General features: G+C 75.1%; 16 protein-coding genes. 4 read left to right on the forward strand and 12 right to left on the reverse strand.

The genetic code is table 11. The features are described 5' to 3' along the window. The first annotated feature begins 81 nt into the window (after positions 1-81). Together C1N80_RS05360 and C1N80_RS05365 are read left to right on the forward strand one after the other, a co-directional pair. Positions 82-1,044, forward strand: coding sequence for an HNH endonuclease (locus C1N80_RS05360; RefSeq protein WP_137769837.1), 963 nt, complete (start codon positions 82-84; stop codon positions 1,042-1,044). A gap of 216 nt (positions 1,045-1,260) precedes the next feature. After that, a complete protein-coding gene (locus C1N80_RS05365) occupies positions 1,261-2,706 on the forward strand; it encodes a tagaturonate epimerase family protein (protein ID WP_137769838.1) in 1,446 nt (481 codons plus the stop codon). A gap of 36 nt (positions 2,707-2,742) precedes the next feature. Here the strand turns inward: C1N80_RS05365 and hemL are convergent, their stop codons facing one another. From hemL to hemE, 8 genes are all read right to left on the reverse strand, one after another. Then, positions 2,743-4,047 (reverse strand): glutamate-1-semialdehyde 2,1-aminomutase, encoded by a 1,305-nt coding sequence (hemL, locus tag C1N80_RS05370; protein ID WP_137769839.1) that lies wholly within the window; start codon positions 4,045-4,047, stop codon positions 2,743-2,745. A gap of 124 nt (positions 4,048-4,171) precedes the next feature. Beyond that, positions 4,172-5,242: a porphobilinogen synthase gene (hemB, locus tag C1N80_RS05375; RefSeq protein ID WP_137769840.1), complete on the reverse strand. Its 1,071-nt coding sequence runs from the start codon at positions 5,240-5,242 to the stop codon at positions 4,172-4,174. Next, on the reverse strand, positions 5,239-6,084 hold the full coding sequence (locus C1N80_RS05380; protein WP_137769841.1) for a uroporphyrinogen-III synthase: 846 nt from the start codon (positions 6,082-6,084) through the stop codon (positions 5,239-5,241). The genes hemB and C1N80_RS05380 overlap by 4 nt, the downstream gene beginning before the upstream one ends. After that, the gene (hemC, locus tag C1N80_RS05385; RefSeq protein ID WP_137769842.1) at positions 6,081-7,031 is read right to left on the reverse strand and encodes a hydroxymethylbilane synthase; all 951 of its coding nucleotides are present in this window, start codon (positions 7,029-7,031) and stop codon (positions 6,081-6,083) included. The genes C1N80_RS05380 and hemC overlap by 4 nt, the downstream gene beginning before the upstream one ends. Beyond that, complete coding sequence (locus tag C1N80_RS05390) at positions 7,028-8,278, reverse strand: ferrochelatase (protein WP_370297226.1); 1,251 nt, start codon at positions 8,276-8,278, stop codon at positions 7,028-7,030. Before C1N80_RS05390 ends, hemC begins: the two co-directional genes overlap by 4 nt. A 34-nt stretch (positions 8,279-8,312) precedes the next feature. Then, entirely contained in the window at positions 8,313-9,050 is a 738-nt protein-coding gene (gene hemQ, locus C1N80_RS05395) for a hydrogen peroxide-dependent heme synthase (protein WP_137769843.1), read from the reverse strand. Beyond that, complete coding sequence (locus C1N80_RS05400) at positions 9,047-10,543, reverse strand: NAD(P)/FAD-dependent oxidoreductase (RefSeq protein WP_137769844.1); 1,497 nt, start codon at positions 10,541-10,543, stop codon at positions 9,047-9,049. Before C1N80_RS05400 ends, hemQ begins: the two co-directional genes overlap by 4 nt. Then, the gene (gene hemE / locus C1N80_RS05405) at positions 10,540-11,580 is read right to left on the reverse strand and encodes a uroporphyrinogen decarboxylase (RefSeq protein ID WP_137771664.1); all 1,041 of its coding nucleotides are present in this window, start codon (positions 11,578-11,580) and stop codon (positions 10,540-10,542) included. Before hemE ends, C1N80_RS05400 begins: the two co-directional genes overlap by 4 nt. A 238-nt stretch (positions 11,581-11,818) precedes the next feature. Between hemE and C1N80_RS05410 the strand changes: the two genes are divergently transcribed. Then, the gene (locus C1N80_RS05410) at positions 11,819-13,225 is read left to right on the forward strand and encodes a glutamyl-tRNA reductase (protein WP_137769845.1); all 1,407 of its coding nucleotides are present in this window, start codon (positions 11,819-11,821) and stop codon (positions 13,223-13,225) included. On the opposite strand, the gene C1N80_RS05415 is transcribed toward C1N80_RS05410, so the two are convergent. Next, positions 13,190-13,570: a hypothetical protein gene (locus C1N80_RS05415; RefSeq protein ID WP_137769846.1), complete on the reverse strand. Its 381-nt coding sequence runs from the start codon at positions 13,568-13,570 to the stop codon at positions 13,190-13,192. The two genes, C1N80_RS05410 and C1N80_RS05415, sit on opposite strands and share 36 nt — an antisense overlap. Before the next feature lie 2 nt (positions 13,571-13,572). Further along, complete coding sequence (locus C1N80_RS05420) at positions 13,573-14,370, reverse strand: uroporphyrinogen-III synthase (protein ID WP_137769847.1); 798 nt, start codon at positions 14,368-14,370, stop codon at positions 13,573-13,575. A gap of 14 nt (positions 14,371-14,384) precedes the next feature. Between C1N80_RS05420 and C1N80_RS05425 the strand changes: the two genes are divergently transcribed. After that, a complete protein-coding gene (locus C1N80_RS05425) occupies positions 14,385-14,678 on the forward strand; it encodes a hypothetical protein (protein WP_137769848.1) in 294 nt (97 codons plus the stop codon). Positions 14,679-14,696: 18 nt separating this feature from the next. Here C1N80_RS05425 and C1N80_RS05430 read toward each other — a convergent pair whose 3' ends face one another. Both C1N80_RS05430 and C1N80_RS05435 read right to left on the reverse strand, forming a co-directional pair. Then, positions 14,697-16,085: a M18 family aminopeptidase gene (locus C1N80_RS05430; RefSeq protein WP_137769849.1), complete on the reverse strand. Its 1,389-nt coding sequence runs from the start codon at positions 16,083-16,085 to the stop codon at positions 14,697-14,699. Next, entirely contained in the window at positions 16,082-18,109 is a 2,028-nt protein-coding gene (locus C1N80_RS05435) for a DUF6541 family protein (RefSeq protein WP_137769850.1), read from the reverse strand. Before C1N80_RS05435 ends, C1N80_RS05430 begins: the two co-directional genes overlap by 4 nt. Position 18,110: the final 1 nt, after the last annotated feature.

An 18,110-nucleotide genomic window follows, 5' to 3' on the forward strand; every position in this document is an offset into this window, starting at 1 on the left:
GCGGATCCGGAGGGTGCGGCCCGTCGTCACCTGATCGCGCGACGGCGGCGGCACCTGAGGGTGCACCGGCGGCAGGACGGCATGGCCTCGGTGACCCTGCACCTGCCCGCCGTGGACGGGGCGCTGATCGGCAAGCGATTCGCGCTCGAGGCGGAGCGTCGGCGGGCGGCGGGCGACCGCACCGGGCACGGCGCCCTCATGGCGGACCTCGCCTCCATGGTGCTGCTGGGCGGCCCCGTCGCGGTGCAGAGCGTGATGCCGTCGTCGGAGACGGGACCGGAGAGGGAGACGGCGCCGGAGCCGGTGTCCGCGCCGGAGCCGGTGTCGGCGGCAGATCCGGAGCCGGCGGCGGTGGAGGACTCGGCGCCGGGATCGGAGCCGTCACCGGAGGGGACGGAGAGCACGACGGAGGCCGAGGACGAGGCAGCGGCGCCGGGGGCGGGCCCGTCGGGCTCCCCGCCCCGGGTCACCCTGGAGATCGGCGTGCTCATCACCGAGCGCACGCTCCTCGCGCCCGAGTCCGGGGACGTCGCGCACCTCGAGGGCTACGGCGCCGTCCCTGCGGAGGCCGTGCGGGAGCAGATCCGACGGGCGCTGGACCCACCTCCACCCGGGGAGCCGGACCCCTTCGGGCTCGCGGGGGCGAGCGTGCGCACCGTGTTCCGGCGCCTGTTCACACATCCCACTACCGGCGAGCTGATCGCGGCCGACTCCCGTGCTCGAGCCTTCCCCGCGGGGATGCGACAGTTCCTCACCTGGCGCGACACGACTTGCCGCGGGCCGTTCTGCGACGCGCCCATCCGTCACATGGACCATGTGCTGCCGTATGCGGAGGGCGGGGCGACGAGCCTGGACGACGGCCAGGGCGGCTGCGCGTACTGCAACCTCGGCCGTGCGGAGCAGACGAGGTCGGTGGCGCGCGCGGAGGACGGCATGCCCGGGCACCGCGTCTCCTGGAGGAGCCGCAACGGGGTCACCCGGGTCACGGGACCGCGGGCGCTCACCCCGCCTGCACAGGCGCCCCCGCCGTCCGGCCTGGACTGACCCGTCCCCACCGGACCGACCCGTCCCACCCTGGCTGACCCGCCCCACCCTGGCTGAACCGCCCCCGGTGGGGGAGGCTCTCGTGAAGCTGCAACGTGTTTCAGGCAGACCATCGAGGGAAAGGGCTTGCCGGCGGGCGCGACGTATGGAAACGTTTGCAGTCCCAGGCTCCGCGGCACCACGCTGCACCCCGCGTCATCGAGGACACGAACAGACATGACCCTGCGCACCGCTTCCCTCACCGCCGACGTCACCCGCACCAGCGACGGCAGCAGGCTCCTGCTCCGCGCGAGCGACGCCGCCGCCCTCGCCGGGTTCGACGGCGAGCTCAGCACGGACGGCGGGGACCACCTGCTCGCAGGCCCGCTCTCCCACGAGAACGCCGTCGCCCTACGGGCCGCGATCCCCGCGCTTCGCCCGCAGCTCGTCACCGGTCACCGCACCTCCGTGGGCACCGGCGACCGGCTCGGCCTCGCCACCGCCGGCCAGGCCGCCGCCTTCGCCGCGGTCGGCGGGGAGGTGCTGCCCGTTCTCGCCCAGCAGTCGATCCGCGAGATGGACCGTCTGGGCCGCAGCGCCCGCGAGGTCATGGACGAGGCGACCTTCGGTCTCGTCGAGGCGGGCTGGGACCGCGGCTACGGCGCGGACTGCGACCACATCAAGACCACCGAGGGCATCGACCGGGGCCTCGACGCGGGCTTCACGATGTTCACCCTTGACCCCGGCGACGCGGTCCAGGACGTCACCGCCGGGGCGACCCTCGAGCAGGCGCTCGCCCTGCCCTGGGATGTCCTCGAGGACACCTGGGAGGGCACCCTCGCCCGCTACGCCGGCATCCGGGTCGAGGTCGCGCCGGGCCTCGTCCTCGAGCCGGACGAGCAGGAGGTCCTCACCGCCGTCGTCAAGTACGCGGGCGCGGTCGCGGAGGCCATCGGGCTGTACCGCCACCTCCGCGAGGGCGCCGCGCGCGCCGGGTACGAGGTCGAGGCCGAGATCGCGGTGGACGAGACCGCGTGGCAGACCTCCTTCTTCGAGCACTACTTCCTCGCCGCGGAGCTCCGTCGGCTCGGCGCCGAGTGGTTCAGCTTCGCCCCCCGCTACGTCGACGGGTTCGAGAAGGGGCTGGAGTTCCTCGGCGACCACGAGGAGCTGCGCAGCAACCTCGCCGCGCACCACGCGATCGGCGAGCTGTTCGGCGGCTACAAGATCTCGCTGCACTCGGGCTCGGACAAGTACTCGATCTACCCGCTCGCCGTCGAGGCCACCGAGGGCCTCGTGCACCTGAAGACCTCCGGCACCAGCTACCTGTGCGCCCTCGAGGTCGTCGCCCGGCGTGATCCGGAGCTGTTCGCGGAGATCTGGCGGATCTCGCGGGCCGCCTACGCCCGCGCCGCCGCGTCCTACCAGGTCTCCGCGCAGGTGGAGAACACGCCCGAGTCCCTCGAGGGTGTGGACCTGCTGGCGCTGCTGGAGGGAGCCGACGGCAGGCAGATCCTCCACGTGGGCTACGGCGACTCGCTGACCACCGAGCTCGTGGACGGCACACCGCTCGTGGAGCGTCTGCGCGCGGTGCTCCGTGAGCGCCACGAGGACTACGCGGCCGTGCTGGTCCCGCACCTGAGCCGGCACCTCGAGGCCTTCGGGACCGTGGCCGCCCGCTGACACCCTCGCCCCGCCGGGCCCACAGGACCCCGGCTGTCAGGCGGAGGCGGCCGCTCGTGCCGCTGCGGGCAGGGCCTCGGCGATCCGGTCGATGACCTCAGGAGTGTGCGCCGTCGAGACGAACCAGGCCTCGAAGGCGGAGGGCGGCAGGTAGATGCCGCTGTCGAGCAGCGAGTGGAAGAACCGCGTGAAGGCGGCGGTGTCCTGCGCCTTCGAGTCCTCGTAGGTGCGCACCGGCTCGCTGCGGAAGAACACCGAGAACAGGGTCCCGGCGGTCTGGATCACGTGGGGAACACCCGCCGTCGTGAGCGCCTCGGCGACGAGCTGCTGGAGCGCCGCGGAGGCCCGGTCCAGGTGGGCGTAGGCGGCGTCGTCGAGGCCCGCGAAGGTCGCGAGCCCGGCGGCGGTCGCGAGCGGGTTCCCCGAGAGCGTGCCCGCCTGGTAGACGGGGCCGGCCGGGGAGAGCAGGTCCATGAGATCCGCCCGGCCGCCGAAGGCGCCCACGGGGAGACCGCCGCCGATCACCTTGCCGAAGGTCATGAGGTCCGGCGTCCAGCCCTCGCCGTCGATGCCGTAGTAACCCGCGGCGCTCGCCCGGAAGCCGGTGAGGACCTCGTCACTGATCACCAGGGCGCCGCCGCCGTGGACGATGCCCGCGAGCTCGCGGTGGAAGCCCTCCGGCGGGGTCACCACGCCCATGTTGCAGGGGGCGGCCTCGGTGATGACCGCGGCGATCTCGTCACCGCGGGCGGCGAACAGCTCGCGCACCGCGTCGAGGTCGCCGTAGGGCAGGACCACGGTGTCCTTCGCGGTGGAGGCCGTGACACCGGCGGAGCCGGGCAGGGCGAAGGTCGCGACGCCGCTGCCGGCCTCGGCGAGCAGCGCGTCCACGTGCCCGTGGTAGCAGCCGGCGAACTTCACGACCACGTCGCGGCCGGTCGCGGCGCGGGCCACGCGCAGCGCGCTCATCGTCGCCTCGGTGCCGGAGTTGACCAGGCGCAGCCGCTCGATCGGGCCCACGCGCCGGGCGATCTCCTCGGCGAGGGAGACCTCGCCCGGCTGCGGGGCGCCGAAGGAGAGCCCGCGGCCGGCGGCCTCGCGCACGGCCTCGACCACGGCGGGGTTCGCGTGGCCCAGGATCATCGGCCCCCAGGAGCCGACGAGGTCCACGTACTCACGGCCGTCGGCGTCGGTGAGCAGCGCGCCGGAGGCGGAGGTGAGGAACGGCGGGGTCCCGCCCACGGAGCCGAAGGCCCGCACGGGCGAGTTCACGCCGGAGGGGATCACGCGGCGGGCGCGGGCGAAGAGCTCCTCGGAGAGGCCGGCGGGGGTCGAGGTCATGGCGGGCTCCTGTATCAGGTGCGGTGGCGAGGTCAGGTGCGGTGGCGAGGGGGCGACGGTGGGGTCGGATGCGGGGTCGGATGCGGTGGCGGGGTGCGGTGACGATGCGTGGCGGAGGCCGGGCTCAGAGGAACTCGCGGAGCCCCTCGGGCAGGCCGTCGCGGAACCACCCGGCGACCTCGCTCGCGTGGTAGGTCAGCACGGTGCTCGCGCCGGCGCGGCGGAAGGCCAGCAGCGACTCGAGGATCGTGCGCTCGCGGTCCAGCCAGCCGTTCGCGGCGGCCGCCTCGATCATCGCGTACTCACCGGAGACCTGGTAGGCCCCGACGGGCACGGGGGAGGCCTGGGAGACCTCCTTGAGCACGTCGAGGTAGGGCATGCCGGGCTTGACCATGACGAGGTCGGCGCCCTCGGCGACGTCGAGCTCGAGCTCGCGCAGCGCTTCGCGGCCGTTGGCGGGGTCCTGCTGGTAGGTGCGGCGGTCGCCCACGAGGGAGGAGTCCACGGCCTCGCGGAAGGGGCCGAAGAACGCCGAGGCGTACTTCGCGGTGTAGGCGTAGACGACGGTGTCCTCGTGGCCGGTGACGTCGAGCGCGTCGCGGATCGCCGCGATCTGCCCGTCCATCATCCCGGAGGGACCCACGAGGTGCGCCCCGGCCTCCGCCTGGGCGACGGCCATGTCGCGGTAGCGCTCGAGGGTCGCGTCGTTGTCGACGCGGCCGTCGGCGTCGAGCACGCCGCAGTGGCCGTGGTCGGTGAACTCGTCTAGGCAGAGGTCCGCCATGACCACGGTGTCGTCGCCGAGCTCGGCGCGGAGCCGGGCGAGGCCCTGGTTGAGTACGCCGTCGGGATCCGTCGCCCCGGAGCCGATCGCGTCCTTCGCGGTGGGGACGCCGAAGAGCATGATGCCGCCGACGCCGCGCTCGACGGCCTCGGTGGCGGTGCGGGCGAGGGAGTCCAGGGAGTGCTGGGCGACGCCCGGCATGGAGGTGATCGGGCGGGAATCGCCGCCCGTGAGGTCCTCGGCGGCGAACATCGGCAGCACGAGGTCCGCGGGGCGCAGGGTGTGCTCGCGCACGAGCGAGCGCAGGGCGGAGGTGGAGCGCAGGCGGCGGGTCCGCTCGACGGGCAGCGGGCCGGTGGGCAGGGAGTTGCGGGTATCCGACGGGGTGCGGGGCTGGGACGGGGTGGTCATCGATCCTCCTGGGGGTCGTCGGTGGGGGTCTGAGAGGCGGGGCCGGGCCCGTGCAGCGCCTGCTGCACGGCGGCGGCGAGGCGGGTATCGTCCGGGGCGTCGGCCTGCACGCTCACCGTGAGACCGGCCTCGCGGGCGGCCTCGGTGGTGGGTGCGCCGATGGTGACGACGGCGGTGCCGGCGCCCACGCCGATGCCGGCGACGTGGCGGGCGATCATCGGGCTGGTGAGGACGACGGCCGCGTAGCCGCCCTCGCGGAGCGCCGCCGCCACGGCGGGCGGCGGGGTGAGCGCCTCGGGCCGGTAGGCGGTGACCTGATCGACCTTCTCGACCAGGTCGCCGAGCGCCTCGAGCCCGCGGCGCACGGTCGACGCGGCGGCCGCCGAGGTCGGGAACAGGACGCGAGCGGGGGCGGCGCCGCCACCGGTCGTCGACGAGCCGGCGATGGCCGGGCCGGCGAGCGTCGGGAACTCCTCGACGAGCGCGGCGCCGGAGCCCGCGGCGACGTGATCCACACGGATCCCCGCCGCTCGCAGCTCGGCGGCGGTGCCGGGCCCGACGGCGATGACCAGCGTGCCCGCGGGCACCACGATCCCTTCCGCCGCGCCCTGCCGCTCCCGGACGGTGAGCAGGGCGCCGACGGTGGTGCGGCTCGTGACGACGAGGTGCGTGTACCGGCCCGCCGCGAGAGCGTCCAGGGCCGTGCGCAGCGCGGGGGAGTCCTCCGCGGTGAGCGCGAGCAGCGGGTGGTGGTCGACGCGCACTCCGTGCGCCTCGAGCAGCGCCGCGAGATCCCCGCCCCGCCCGAGGGGGCGGGGGAGGAGCACCGGGCGGGGCGTCACAGCGCGGTCGCCTCCGCGAGGATCGTGCCGGCGCCGCGGTCGAGGAGGTCGCGGGCGAGCTCCTGGCCGAGCTGCGCGGCCGACTCGCCCTCGCGGGCACTCCGCTCGCCCTCGACGACGCGGGCGCCGTCGGTCGAGATCGCGAGCGCCCGCAGGTTCAGGCTGCCCGCACGCCGCTCCGCGAAGGCGGCGACGGGGGCGGAGCAGCCGGCCTCGAGGGTGCGCAGCAGCGCCCGCTCGGCCGTCACGGCGTCACGCGTGGCGGCGTCCTCGTGCCCGGCGAGGGCCGTGGCGAGCCAGGGCTCCGTGCTCTCGCGGGTCTCGACGGCGAGGGCGCCCTGGGCGGGCGCGGGGAGCATGACCTCGACGGGCAGCAGCTCGCTGATCGACTCCTCCTTGCCCACGCGGCGCAGGCCGGAGGCGGCGAGCACGACCGCGTCGAGGTCCGCGTCGGCGCCGAGCGCGCGGGCGAGGCGGGTCTCGACGTTGCCGCGGATCGCGACGACCTCGAGATCGGGGCGGGCGCGGAGCAGCTGCGCGGCGCGGCGCGGGGACCCGGTGCCCACGCGGGCCCCACGGGGCAGCTGGTCGAGGGTGCGGCCGCCCGCGGCGCAGAGCGCGTCGCGGGGGTCCTCCCGCGCGGGCACGCAGGACAGGGCGATGCCGGGCGCGGGGGCCGTCGGCAGGTCCTTGCAGGAATGGACGATGACGTCCACGTCCCCGTCCAGGAGCGCCTGGCGCACGGCGGTGACGAACACGCCCGTTCCGCCGATCCGGGCGAGCGGGCTCGTGCGGTCCACGTCGCCCTGCGAGCGCACGTGCACGAGCTCCACCTCGCGGTCCGTGCCGGCGACGAGGGCCTCGCCCACGAGCCCGGACTGCGTGAGGGCGAGAGCGGAGGCCCGGGTGCCGAGGCGCAGGGGTGATCGTGCTGGTCGCCCTGTCACCGCTCAGCGCCCGCCTGCTGCTGTCCGGCGCGCCGGACGTCCTCGGCGGAGTCCACGCCACTGGTGGTGGGACGACAGACCCGGCCCACGCAGCAGTTCGCTCCGCAGACATCGGGGGTCGATCCGAAGTCCGTCACCTCCTCGCGCGGGAAAGCGGGATCCAGGCGCTCCTGGACGAGATCCGCGAGGGCGGACACGAACCGAGGATCGGTCCCCGAGGTCGCCACCCGGCGGAACGCCAGCCCGTGCTCGGCGGCGGTCTCCTTCGCCTCGGTGTCGAGGTCCCACACCACCTCGACATGGTCGGTGACGAAGCCGATCGGGACGACGACGACAGCTTCGACCGCGGGCTCTGTCCCGCTGTCGCCGGTCTCCGCGAGCCTGGTGATCACGTCGTTGACGTCCGGCTCGAGCCACGGGATGTGGGGAGCACCCGATCGTGACTGGTAGACGAGCTCCCACTGCGGCGCATGCGGCGCGTCGTCGTCGATCTGGTCCATGACCCAGCGGCACGCGGCGAGATGCTGCTCGACGTACCAGCCGCCCGAGCCCTCGACGCGCGTCTCCTCCGGGCCCGAGGCCTCGGCCATGGACAGCGGGACCGAATGCGTGGAGAACAGCACTCGGACGTTCTCGGCATCGTGGCCCTGAGCAGCGAGATCGTCGAGCGCGCTGCGCAATCCGTCGAGCACGGGCTCGAGGAATCCGGGGTGGTTGAAGTAGACGCGGGCCTTGTCGATGGTGACCTCGCCGGCCAGCCCGGTCTCCTGAAGGACCATCCCGAAGTCCTCGCGGTACTGACGGCACGAGGAGTAGGAGGAGTATGCGCTGGTGACCAGTGCCAGCGCATGGCGTCTGCCATCGGCATGCAGCGCGCGGACGGCATCGGCGTGGTACGGCTCCCAGTTGCGGTTGCCGAAGTAGACGGGAAGATCGATGCCCCGGCGCGAGAGCTCCTGCTCCAGCGCGGCGATGAGCTCAAGGTTCTGCGCCGTGATGGGGGACCGCCCGCCGAGCGCACGGTAGTGCCCGGCGACCTCTTCGAGCCGTTCGTCGGGGATGCCGCGCCCTCGGGTCACGTTGCGCAGGAACGGGATGACGTCGTCCTGGCCGTCCGGCCCGCCGAAGGAGGCGAAGAGGATCGCGTCGAAGTCGCGCGGCTCCGCCCGGCGGGTGTGCGTCGCGGAGCGCGGATCGACGGAGAGCGGGGTGGTCAGGTGCTGATCGGTGTGGGACGGAGTGGTCACGGTGTCCTCGTGGGGGGGTGCTGGCGGTGGGAGGTCAGGCGAGCAGGGCCGCGACGTCCGCGAGGGAGGCGAGGCGGCGACCGGCGTGGAAGGGGAGCTCGTCGCGCACGTGCAGACGGGCATCGGAGTAGCGCAGGTGGCGCATCATGTCGACGAGGTCGTGGAGGTCGTCCGCCTCGAAGGAGAGCAGCCATTCGTAGTCGCCCAGGGAGAAGGCGGCGACGGTGTTGGCATTGACCTGAGGGTAGTCGCGGCCCAGGAGGCCGTGCTCGCGCAGCATGCGCTGACGCTCCTCCTCGGGCAGCAGGTACCACTCGTAGGAGCGGACGAAGGGGTAGACGGTGATCCACTCCTTGCGGTCCCGCTCGGGGTCGATGAAGGCGGGCACGTGGCGCGAGGCGAACTCGGCGCGGCGGTCCACGCCCACGGCGGCCCACGTGCGCTCGAGGAAGCCGCCGGCGGCGGAGGACTCGAAGACGCGGATCGCGGCCTGCAGGGCGGCGGCGTCCTCGGAGCGGAGCCAGATCATGACGTCGGCCTCGGCGCGGAAGCCGGTGAGGTCGTAGTAGCCCAGCAGGTGCGCACCGAGCTCCTCGATGCGGGCGGAGACCGCGGCGAGGGCGTCCTCGATGCGGGCGGCGGTGGTGGTGCCGTCCTGGGTGAGGCCCGCGAGACGGCGGTAGACGGTGTAGCTCGTGTAGTTCGTCGTCGTGAACTGGTCCGAGGGACCCTCGGCCGTGGGAGCCGTCGAGGAGAGGGGAGCGCTGGTCATGAGGGGGTTCCTTCCGCGGTGGTGGGCGTGGTGGACGAGGTCGGTTTCGAGGCGCGGACGATCGCCGCGATGCCGGTGCCGGCGCGCCAGGTGCCGGCGAGGTCGAGGCCCGCATGCTCGGGCCGGGTGAGCAGTGCGGTGACCTCGGTGAGGGCCTCGGCGTGGCCCGGCCGGGCCTGGCGCATGGCGCGGTCCCAGTCGATCACGGCGCTGCCGAGGAGGTCCTGCCGGCGCAGCGGCGTCCCGAGGATGACGCTCGCGTCCGCGAGGGCGAGGTCGACGATGTCCGACGGGTCCGGGAGGGTCTCGCCGGGCCGGCCGTAGGACAGGCGCAGCACGTGCGGGGAGCGGGCCTCGGGCAGGGCCGCGCGGGCGGCGGCCTGCACGTGCTCCCATTTCGCGCTCACGTGGGTGAGCGCCTTGGCGCGCACACCGGCGGTCCCGGGGGCCACCAGCGCGCCGGTGCCGGCCGGGAAGGCGTCGAGGGCGGGGGCGTCGACGACGAGGGCGACGAGGCGCACCGCTGCGGCGGGGGCCTGGGGGATCGCGGCGGAGAGCGACGGGGCGGCCTCGGCGAGCAGATCGCGCGCGGTGTCCGGCGGGACGGCGAGCACGAGCTCCTCGGTGCTGACGGACTCGGTGCCGAGCGCGACCGTCCATCCGCCGTCGGCCTCTCGGGAGATGCGGCGCACGGGCGCCTCCGTGCGGATCTCGCCGCCGTGCGCGCGGATCTCCGCGGCGAGGGCCTCGGGCAGCGCGCCCATGGTCGGCGCGAGCGAGCGCACCCGCGTGCCGGGGCTGCCGCGGCGCGCGGACTCCGCGGTGATCGCGCGCACGGCGGCGGTGAGCGAGCCGTGCCGCGCGAGGCCGGCCGCGAGCGGCTGGGACGCGCTCGCGAGCTCGAGCGTGCGGGGATCGGCGGAGTGCACGCCGCCGACGATCGGGGCGACCAGCCGCTCGGCCACGCGAGCCCCGCAGCGGGCGCGGATCACGGCGTCGACGCTCGCGCCGGGGCGTGATCCGATGCGGGCGGGGAGCAGCGGCTCGAGCGCCGCGCGCAGCGAGCCCACGAGGCCCAGCACGGCCCGGGCGTCCCGCGCGAGGGGGCGGGAGGGGACGCCGAGCACGGAGCCCGACGGGGCGGGATGGGTGCCGGCGTCGGAGACGATCCTGCTGCCGAGCCCGGAGCGCGGGGTGACGACCGTCGGGGACCCCGCGGCATCGGGCGCCGACCCGTCGAGCCCCAGCTCCTCGAGCAGCGCGTCGACGTGCCCGCCGGCGACGGAGTACGCCTCCGCGCCCGTGCTGAGCGGGACCCCGGCGACGTGACCGGCCGCGATCGCCCCGCCGAGGGCGGGACCGGCCTCGAGCAGCAGGACGGAGCGGCCCGCGCGGGCGGCGGAGCGCGCGGCGAGCAGCCCCGCGAGGCCGCCGCCGACGACGACCGTGCGGGCCTCGCGGGTGCGGCCGGCCACCTGCCCCTGAACGGTCATCGCTGGGCGTGCAGGAAGGCGACGAGGTCGGTGAGGACCTGCGGGTCCGTCTCGGGCGGGACGCCGTGGCCGAGGTTCACGACGTGGCCGCTCGCGCCGGCGCCGGCCGCGAGCACCGCGCGGGCCTCCGCGAAGCGCACCTCCTCGGAGGTGAAGAGCACCGCGGGGTCGATGTTGCCCTGCACCGGGGTGCCCTCGGGGAGGATCTCGAGCGCTTCGTCGAGCCGCATCCGGTGGTCGACGCCGACGACGGTCGCGCCGGCCTCGTGCATCGGGCGCAGCAGGTGCGCGGCGCCCACGCCGAAGTGGATCCGGGGGACGGGGAGGTCCGCGACGGCGCCGAGCACCTCGGCGGAGTGGGGGAGCACGGCCTCGCGGTAGAGGTCCGCGCCGAGCGCGCCCACCCACGAGTCGAACAGCTGCACGGCGGAGGCGCCCGCGAGCACCTGCGCGCGCAGGAAGCGGCCGGAGAGCTCGGCGACCCAAGAGGCGAGGCGGTGCCAGGTCTCCGGCTCGGTGCGCATGAGCGCGCGGGTGCGGAGGTGGTCGCGGCTCGGACCGCCCTCGACCATGTAGCTCGCGACGGTGAACGGTGCGCCCGCGAAGCCGATGAGCGGGGTCGTGCCGAGCTCGGCGACGGTCAGGCCGACGGCCTCGCGGATGGGGTCGAGCGCCGCCTCGTAGTCGTCGCCGAGCTTGGGCAGCGCGTCGACGTCGGCCGCGGTGCGGATCGGGTGGTCGAAGACGGGCCCGACGCCCGGTCGGATCTCGACGCCGAGCCCGGCGAGGCGGGCGGGGACGACGATGTCGGAGAAGAAGATGCCGGCGTCCACGTGGTGGCGGCGCACGGGCTGCACGGTGATCTCCGCGGCGAGCGCGGGGGTGACGCACGCGTCGAGCATCGCGGTGGTCCCGCGGGCCTCGCGGTACTCGGGGAGGGAGCGCCCGGCCTGTCGCATGAACCACACCGGGGCGGAGGTGTCCTCACTCTCACCGCGCTCCCCGCGCAGATGCCGCAGGAGTGGCGCATCGCTCACGCCGCCGTCGGCGACGGGTCGCGCGGCGGGATGGGAGGCGGGCAGGAGGGACGGGGCGGCCGTCCGGGAAGACGCCCCCACCTGCGGGAGCGTCGGGACGGGGGTAGGTTCTGACGCGCTGTCGCGAAAAACCTGCTCTGACGTGCTGTTCTGTGCCATGACGCCTCTATTGTGCACACCTCGGGGCGAGCGTGCTCCCAGGGGCGCCCGATCCAGGCCGCGGGCCTAGACTGCGGCCATGCTCGCTGCCCTCCGCGCCTCCCACGAGCACCTCGATCTCGATGTGCTCGACGCCCTCACACAGGACGCGGACACCCTTCCCGCCCGCATCGCGGAGCTCAACGCCGCGAGCGGGGCGCTCGAGGGATGGGCCGTCGTCTCCACCTGCAACCGCCTCGAGATCTACCTCGACGCCGTGCGCTTCCACGACGGCGTGGACCTCGTGATCGACGCCGTCTCCGCCGCCTCGGGCCTGGACCGCGAGATCGTCTCCCTCTGCTTCGAGGCCGCGATGGGCGACGCGGTCGCCCGCCACCTCGACGAGGTCACCTCGGGGCTGCGCTCCGTCGTCCTCGGCGAGGCGGAGATCGCCGGGCAGGTGCGCGCCGCCTACGAGGCCGCGCGCCGCACCGGCCACACCACCTCCCTCCTGCACGACCTCTTCCAGCACGCCTTCCGCTGCGCCAAGCGCGTCGCCACCCAGGCGCCGATCGGCGCGTCCGGCCGCTCCGGCGCCGCCGTCGCGATCGACCGCGCTGCCGCGGAGCTCGGCGGCATGGAGGGGCGCAGGGCGCTCGTGGTCGGCACCGGCGCCTACGCGCGCCTCGGCGTCGCCGAGCTGCTGCGCCGCGGCGCCGAGCGCATCCAGGTCCACTCGCCCTCGGGCCGCGAGCTCGGCTTCGCCCGCCGCCACGGCATCGAGGCCGTCGGCGCGGAGAGCCTCGAGCAGGCGATCGCGGAGGCGGATCTCGTGGTCGCCTGCTCCGGCCGCGGCACGAGCCTGTTCCCGGACCGCTTCCTCGGCGCGGGCCGCACCGTCGTCCTCGACCTGGCCCTGCACTCCGACCTGCACCCCCTCGTGCGGCACCTGCGCGGCGTGACCGTGCTGGGCCTGCGCGACCTCGAGGTGGGGACGGACGACGCCGACCCGGCCCTGCTGCTCGCCCAGGACATCGTCGAGGAGACCGTCGAGGCCTTCCGCGTGCAGCAGGAGGTGCGTCGTGTGGACCCGGCGATGGCCGCCCTGCGCCGCCAGGTCGCCGACACGGCCGATGCCGAGATCGACCGCCTGCGCCAGGACGTCGACGGCGAGACGGCCGACGTCCTCGAGCGCAGCATCCGCCGGATCCTCGCGAAGGTCATGCACGACCCCTCCGAGCGCGCCCGGCACCTCGCGCAGACCGGCCAGGCCGACGCCTACGTCGAGGCCTTCCACACGATCTTCGGCATCGACATCTCGGGCGAGGGCGTGAGCGCCGCCGCGGTGACCGGTGGCGCCGGCGCCGCCGAGGACGACCCGATGCACACCGCCGGGTGGATGCGCGTGGACCTCACGGTCCCGCCGTCCTCCGCGCGCGATCTCGCCCAGGCCGCCGTGCGCCGCGGGATCTCAGCGGCGACGCCGGAAGAGGCGACGACGGCCTGAGCGCGAGGGCGCCGCCGCGTGCGGCACCTCGGGCTCGTCAGCCCCTTCGGCCTCAACGGGCACATCGGGTTCGTCCGTCTCGATCCAGACGTCGGTCCAGCCCACGTCGCTCTCGTCCCGCGGGCGGTACTCGCCCCGCGGCGCCAGCTGATCGGCGACGTCCGCGATCTCGATCTGCTCGGGCGCCCGCACCTCCTCGCCGCGGTGCGGCACCGGGCAGGTCCAGAAGTAGGGACAGCCGGGGCATCCGGCGGTCTCCTCGCCGGGCGTCGCCTCACGCTGCTGCTGGACCGAGTCGACCTGCTGCAGCATCCGCAGCCGGGAGTCGTACGGGTTGATCTCCATGCTCAGGGCCTGCCCGTGACGGGGACGGCGGCGCGGACGGACGCGTCGACCGCCGCCGCGAGCGCCCACGGGCTGGGCTCGGCCGCCTCGCCGTGGACGGTGAGGCCCTTCGCCTGGGCGGCGCCCGTGGCCTCGTGGTGCACGGTGATCACCCGGATGTCCCGGTGGATGCCGAGGTGCCCCGCGAGGGAGGCGAGCAGCGTCGTGGGCAGCACGACCGCGCTGTACCCCGCGAGCCGCAGGTCCCGGACGACCTGCGGGTCCAGGCTCGTGGTGCGGGGCCGGTAGCCGACGACCGTGGTCACCCGGTGCCCGGCGCGCTCGAGGGAGGTGCGCAGGGTCGGCGGGAGCAGGGCCGAGCCGAGCAGCAGCAGCTCGGACGGCCCGGCTGCCGCGCGGTCACCGGCAGCACCGCCGCCCGCAGGACCGACGGCCTGCGCGATCGAGGCCTCGGCGTCCGAGGCGGTCGCGGTGGGGGTGATGCCGCCCGCCCGGAGCGCCTCCGTCGTCTCGAAGCCGGCGGAGACCACGCGCAGCCCGGGCGGGAGCGCGGAGCCCGTCCCGAGCACGTCCTCCACGAGCAGCTGGGCGGAGAGCGGCCCCTCGACCACGACCTGCGCGTAGCGACCCTCGAGGAGGTCCTCGATCGCGAGCCGGGTGTCCGCGTCCCGCTGCGGGCGCAGCTCGAGGAAGGGGCAGTGGTCGATCGTGTACCCGCGGGACTGCAGCGCCTCGATGAGCGGGACCCCGTGCCCCGCGGCGGAGGGGACGAGGACGGGGAGGGCGCTGGCGGCGGTCATGGCACCATTGTGCCGTGACCAGTCCCGCCCAGCGTGTCCACGACGCCACCCACCGCCTGCTCGAGCTGCTCGAGGCCGGCGAGTCCACGACCGAGGAGGCCATGGCCGTGCGCGGCGAGCTCGCCCTCGCCACCGCCGAGACCGGTCACCTCGAGGACGCCTGGTACCAGGCGGAGGAGCTCGTCAAGGACGCCCAGCGCCGCAGCGGCGGCGACCCGGACCACCCGGCGATCGCCGAGGCCCGCGCGGTGCGCGACGAGGTCGAGCGGATCGCGATCGCCCGGGACCGGGAGAGGAATCCCACCTGAGCCCGGCCGCCGCCGTCCTCAGCCGCGCAGGAAGGCCGCGCAGGCCTTCTGCAGCAGCAGCGGGTCCTCGACCGCGCACATCTCGCGCGCGGAGTGCATCGACAGCAGCGTGATGCCGACGTCCACCGTCGTGATCCCGAGCCGGGTCGCCGTGATCGGGCCGATCGTCGACCCGCAGGGCATGGCGTTGTTCGAGACGAAGTGCTGGTGGGGCACGCCCGCGTCGTCGCAGGCGGCGACGAAGGCCGCGATGCCCACGGCGTCGGTCGCGTAGCGCTGCTGGGCGTTGATCTTCAGCATCGGCCCCTCGCCCAGCCGCGGACGGGTCACGGGGTCGTGGCGCTCGGGGTAGTTCGGGTGCACCGCGTGGCCGGCATCCGCCGAGACCACGAGCGAGGAGGCGAAGGCGCGTCGGCGCGAGGCGTCGTCCCCGCCGAGCGCCGCGTGCATCCGCACGAGCACGTCCTCGAGGAACGGCCCGGCGGCGCCCGAGCGGCTCGCGGAGCCCACCTCCTCGTGGTCGTTGGCGACGAGGAGCGCGATCGGGTCGCCCTCCTCGCGGGGGCCGTCGGCGACGGAGAGCAGGGCCTCGACCTCCGCGTGCACCGAGGTGAGGTTGTCGAGCCGCGCCGAGGCGAGGAACTCCTCGTGGGCGCCGAACAGCGCGGGGGCCTGTGCGTCGACGGTGACGACGTCGAACCCGGCGACGTCCTCCGCGTCCACGCCGGCCTCCGCCGCGAGGATCGCCATGACGTCGAGCCCGCCCTGACCGCCCTGGCCCGCCTGACCCGCCTGACCCGCCTGACCCTCGAGGCCCAGGACCGGCTGCAGGTGGCGCTGCGGGTCCAGGACCAGCCCCTCCTTGTTCACGGCGCGGTCCAGGTGCACCGCGAGCTGGGGGATCCGCAGCAGCGGGCCGGTGGAAGTGAGCACGGTCGTGCCGTCCCAGAGCGTCAGCCGGCCGGCGAGGCGCAGCTCGCGGTCCAGCCACGAGTTCAGCAGCGGCCCGCCGTAGACCTCGACGCCCACCTGGGCGACGCCCTCCCCGCCGCCGTACCGGGGCGTGGGCTTGAGCTTGAGGGCGGGGGAGTCGGTGTGCGAGCCGACGATCCTCCACGCGCTGCGGGAGTCGGACCCCTCGGGGGCGGACCACGCGATGATCGAGCCGTCGCGGATCACGTAGCGCTCGCCGGCGACGTCCTCCGCGGTCCAGTCCTCGGTCTCCAGCAGGCTCCGGAAGCCGCCGGCCTCGAGCCGTCGGGCGGCCTCGGCGACGGCGTGGTAGCTCGAGGGCGAGGCGGTGACGAAGGCGCCCAGGTCGAGGGCGACGTCGCGGGCCTGCGAGGAGGGGCCGGAGGGGCCGGTGGAGCCGGACGGGCGTGCGGGATGCTCAGCGGTGGAGGTCACGACCTCATTGAACCATCGGTGCCGCGGCAGGGGAGCAGGCGCAGGAGCTTCGCGTCGCCCTCCTGCGCGACGACGACCCCGACGCCGGAGGAGGAGAGGTCCGTCATCCCGGACATCGTGTCGCGGCGGTCCCAGAGCTCCTCGGGCCCGAAGTCCAGGGCGTACTCGACGCCCTCCTCGTGCATCGCGTCGCACACCCGCGGGTCGTGCCGCGCCTCGTCCAGCCGGTCGTGCAGCAGCTTCGTGGAGCGCGGCACCTCCTCGGACATGTACAGGCTCGTCACCTCGCGGTCCGCGAGCGCGTAGACGAGGGAGCTGCCGTTCCAGGGGTTGGTCGCGACCACGGCGTCCGGAGGCACGATCCCCGGCACCTCCGCGAGCAGCGCGCGCTCGTCCGGGGAGAGCAGCTGTCGCCCCTGCCACTGCGGGAGCGCGCCGCGCTCCGCCTGGCCGGTCGCGGGGGAGGCCCAGGAGACGGCGAGGACGAGCGGGGCGACGAGCACGCCGAGCGCTCCGATCGCGGTGAGCACGGACGCCGGCGCGCCGCGCGCCGCCGCCCGGTCCCGGAGCGCCCGCCCGATCGCCTCGAGGCCCACGGCGAGCAGGGGCACGGCGAGCACCACGGTCAGCGCGGAGATCCGGTGGTTGTCGCTGTAGAAGGGCCCGGTGAGCAGGTAGCGCAGGTCCCCCTCGGGCAGGGAGCGGATGAGGACGTCGGCGCCGGCGGCGACCAGCCACGGGGCGAGCAGCCAGCGCGAGCGGCTCCGCAGCGCGACCGCGAGCACCGCGACGAGCAGGATCAGCGCGAGCGGCAGGAAGGCCTGCGACGAGTTGGGGGCCAGGGAGAGCACCTGGCGCACCGCCTCCCCGGGACGCGCGGTGCGGTCCCAGGAGGAGGCGCCGCGGGACGGCCGCGCGATGCTCCACCCGACGAGGCCGGCGGCGAGGGCGAGCAGGGCGAGCCCCGCGGTCGCCGCGAGCCCCGCGGGGGCGTCCGCGTCCCCGCGGCGGAGCGAGCGCACACGCATCCCCACGGCGACGAGCGCCATCGGCAGCCCGAGCACGATCGCCGCGAGCGACCCCTGCGGGTGCGCGAGGGTCACGGCGAGCAGGGAGGCGATCAGGATCGCCGCGAGCTGCGCGGGATCGGGCCGGCGCGCGGCGGGGGAGAGGGCGAGCAGGTGCGCGGCCCCGAGCAGCAGCGTGGGCAGCAGGACGATCGAGAGCAGGTAGGGCAGCAGCAGCCCCCAGCTCATGAGCTCGAGCGGGAAGGCGCCGCTGATCCCGGCGAGGGCTCCGGCGAGGCCGACGGCGGCCCGACCGCCCGAGGTCGCGGAGCCTACGAGGGCCATCATCCCCAGCGGCCACACGAGGCAGCCGGCGGCGAGCATGAGCACGTTCGAGGCGAGGGCGACGTCCTGCCCCGAGAGCTGGGCGACGAGGCTCGCCGCCTGGTGCCACAGGGCCGGGTAGTAGCCGGACTCCCCGGGCAGGCGGGTCATCCCGCCGACGACGCCGACGGAGGCGTCGTGCAGGCGCATCACGTGCCGCACGGCGCTGAGGTGGAAGACGTTGTCGAAGGTCTGGCTGACGGCGTCCACCGACCCCATGCGCCGCAGCTGCAGCACCAGCAGGCTCCCGCCGCCGAGGAGCAGTCCCGCGGCGGGCGCGAGCGCGGCCCGCAGGCCCTCGCGCCCCGTCGGCAGGAGCGGAAGCGCGGGACGGCCTGCGGCACCCAGGTGTCGGGGGCGCGGCCCCGCGCGCCGACGGTGCAGCTCGCGCGCCCCGAGCACGACCCCGGCGAGCAGGATCCCGAGGGCCAGCGGCACGAGCAGCGACCAGTCCGCCCGCAGTTCGTGCCCGACCTCCGCGGAGAGCGCGATGACGGCGAGGGAGAGCACGGGCAGCACCGCGCACAGCACGAGCCCGCGCATCCGCAGGGCGAGCGCGAGGGGCAGCCCCGGCAGGGCCAGCACCGCGATCGTGGCGATCGCGGCGAGGAGGGTCCCCTCGAGCAGGTCCATC

It is taken from the genome of Brachybacterium sp. SGAir0954 (assembly GCF_005490785.1).
Taxonomy (GTDB): domain Bacteria; phylum Actinomycetota; class Actinomycetes; order Actinomycetales; family Dermabacteraceae; genus Brachybacterium; species Brachybacterium rhamnosum.

Coding starts and splice junctions, on each gene's coding strand:
- C1N80_RS05400 (WP_137769844.1), bottom strand. CDS start 10,543: ATGACCGTTCAGGGGCAGGTGGCCGGCCGCACCCGCGAGGCCCGCACG.
- hemL (WP_137769839.1), bottom strand. CDS start 4,047: ATGACCTCGACCCCCGCCGGCCTCTCCGAGGAGCTCTTCGCCCGCGCC.
- hemQ (WP_137769843.1), bottom strand. CDS start 9,050: ATGACCAGCGCTCCCCTCTCCTCGACGGCTCCCACGGCCGAGGGTCCC.
- hemB (WP_137769840.1), bottom strand. CDS start 5,242: ATGACCACCCCGTCCCAGCCCCGCACCCCGTCGGATACCCGCAACTCC.
- C1N80_RS05360 (WP_137769837.1), top strand. CDS start 82: ATGGCCTCGGTGACCCTGCACCTGCCCGCCGTGGACGGGGCGCTGATC.
- C1N80_RS05365 (WP_137769838.1), top strand. CDS start 1,261: ATGACCCTGCGCACCGCTTCCCTCACCGCCGACGTCACCCGCACCAGC.
- C1N80_RS05415 (WP_137769846.1), bottom strand. CDS start 13,570: ATGGAGATCAACCCGTACGACTCCCGGCTGCGGATGCTGCAGCAGGTC.
- C1N80_RS05410 (WP_137769845.1), top strand. CDS start 11,819: ATGCTCGCTGCCCTCCGCGCCTCCCACGAGCACCTCGATCTCGATGTG.
- C1N80_RS05420 (WP_137769847.1), bottom strand. CDS start 14,370: ATGACCGCCGCCAGCGCCCTCCCCGTCCTCGTCCCCTCCGCCGCGGGG.
- C1N80_RS05435 (WP_137769850.1), bottom strand. CDS start 18,109: ATGGACCTGCTCGAGGGGACCCTCCTCGCCGCGATCGCCACGATCGCG.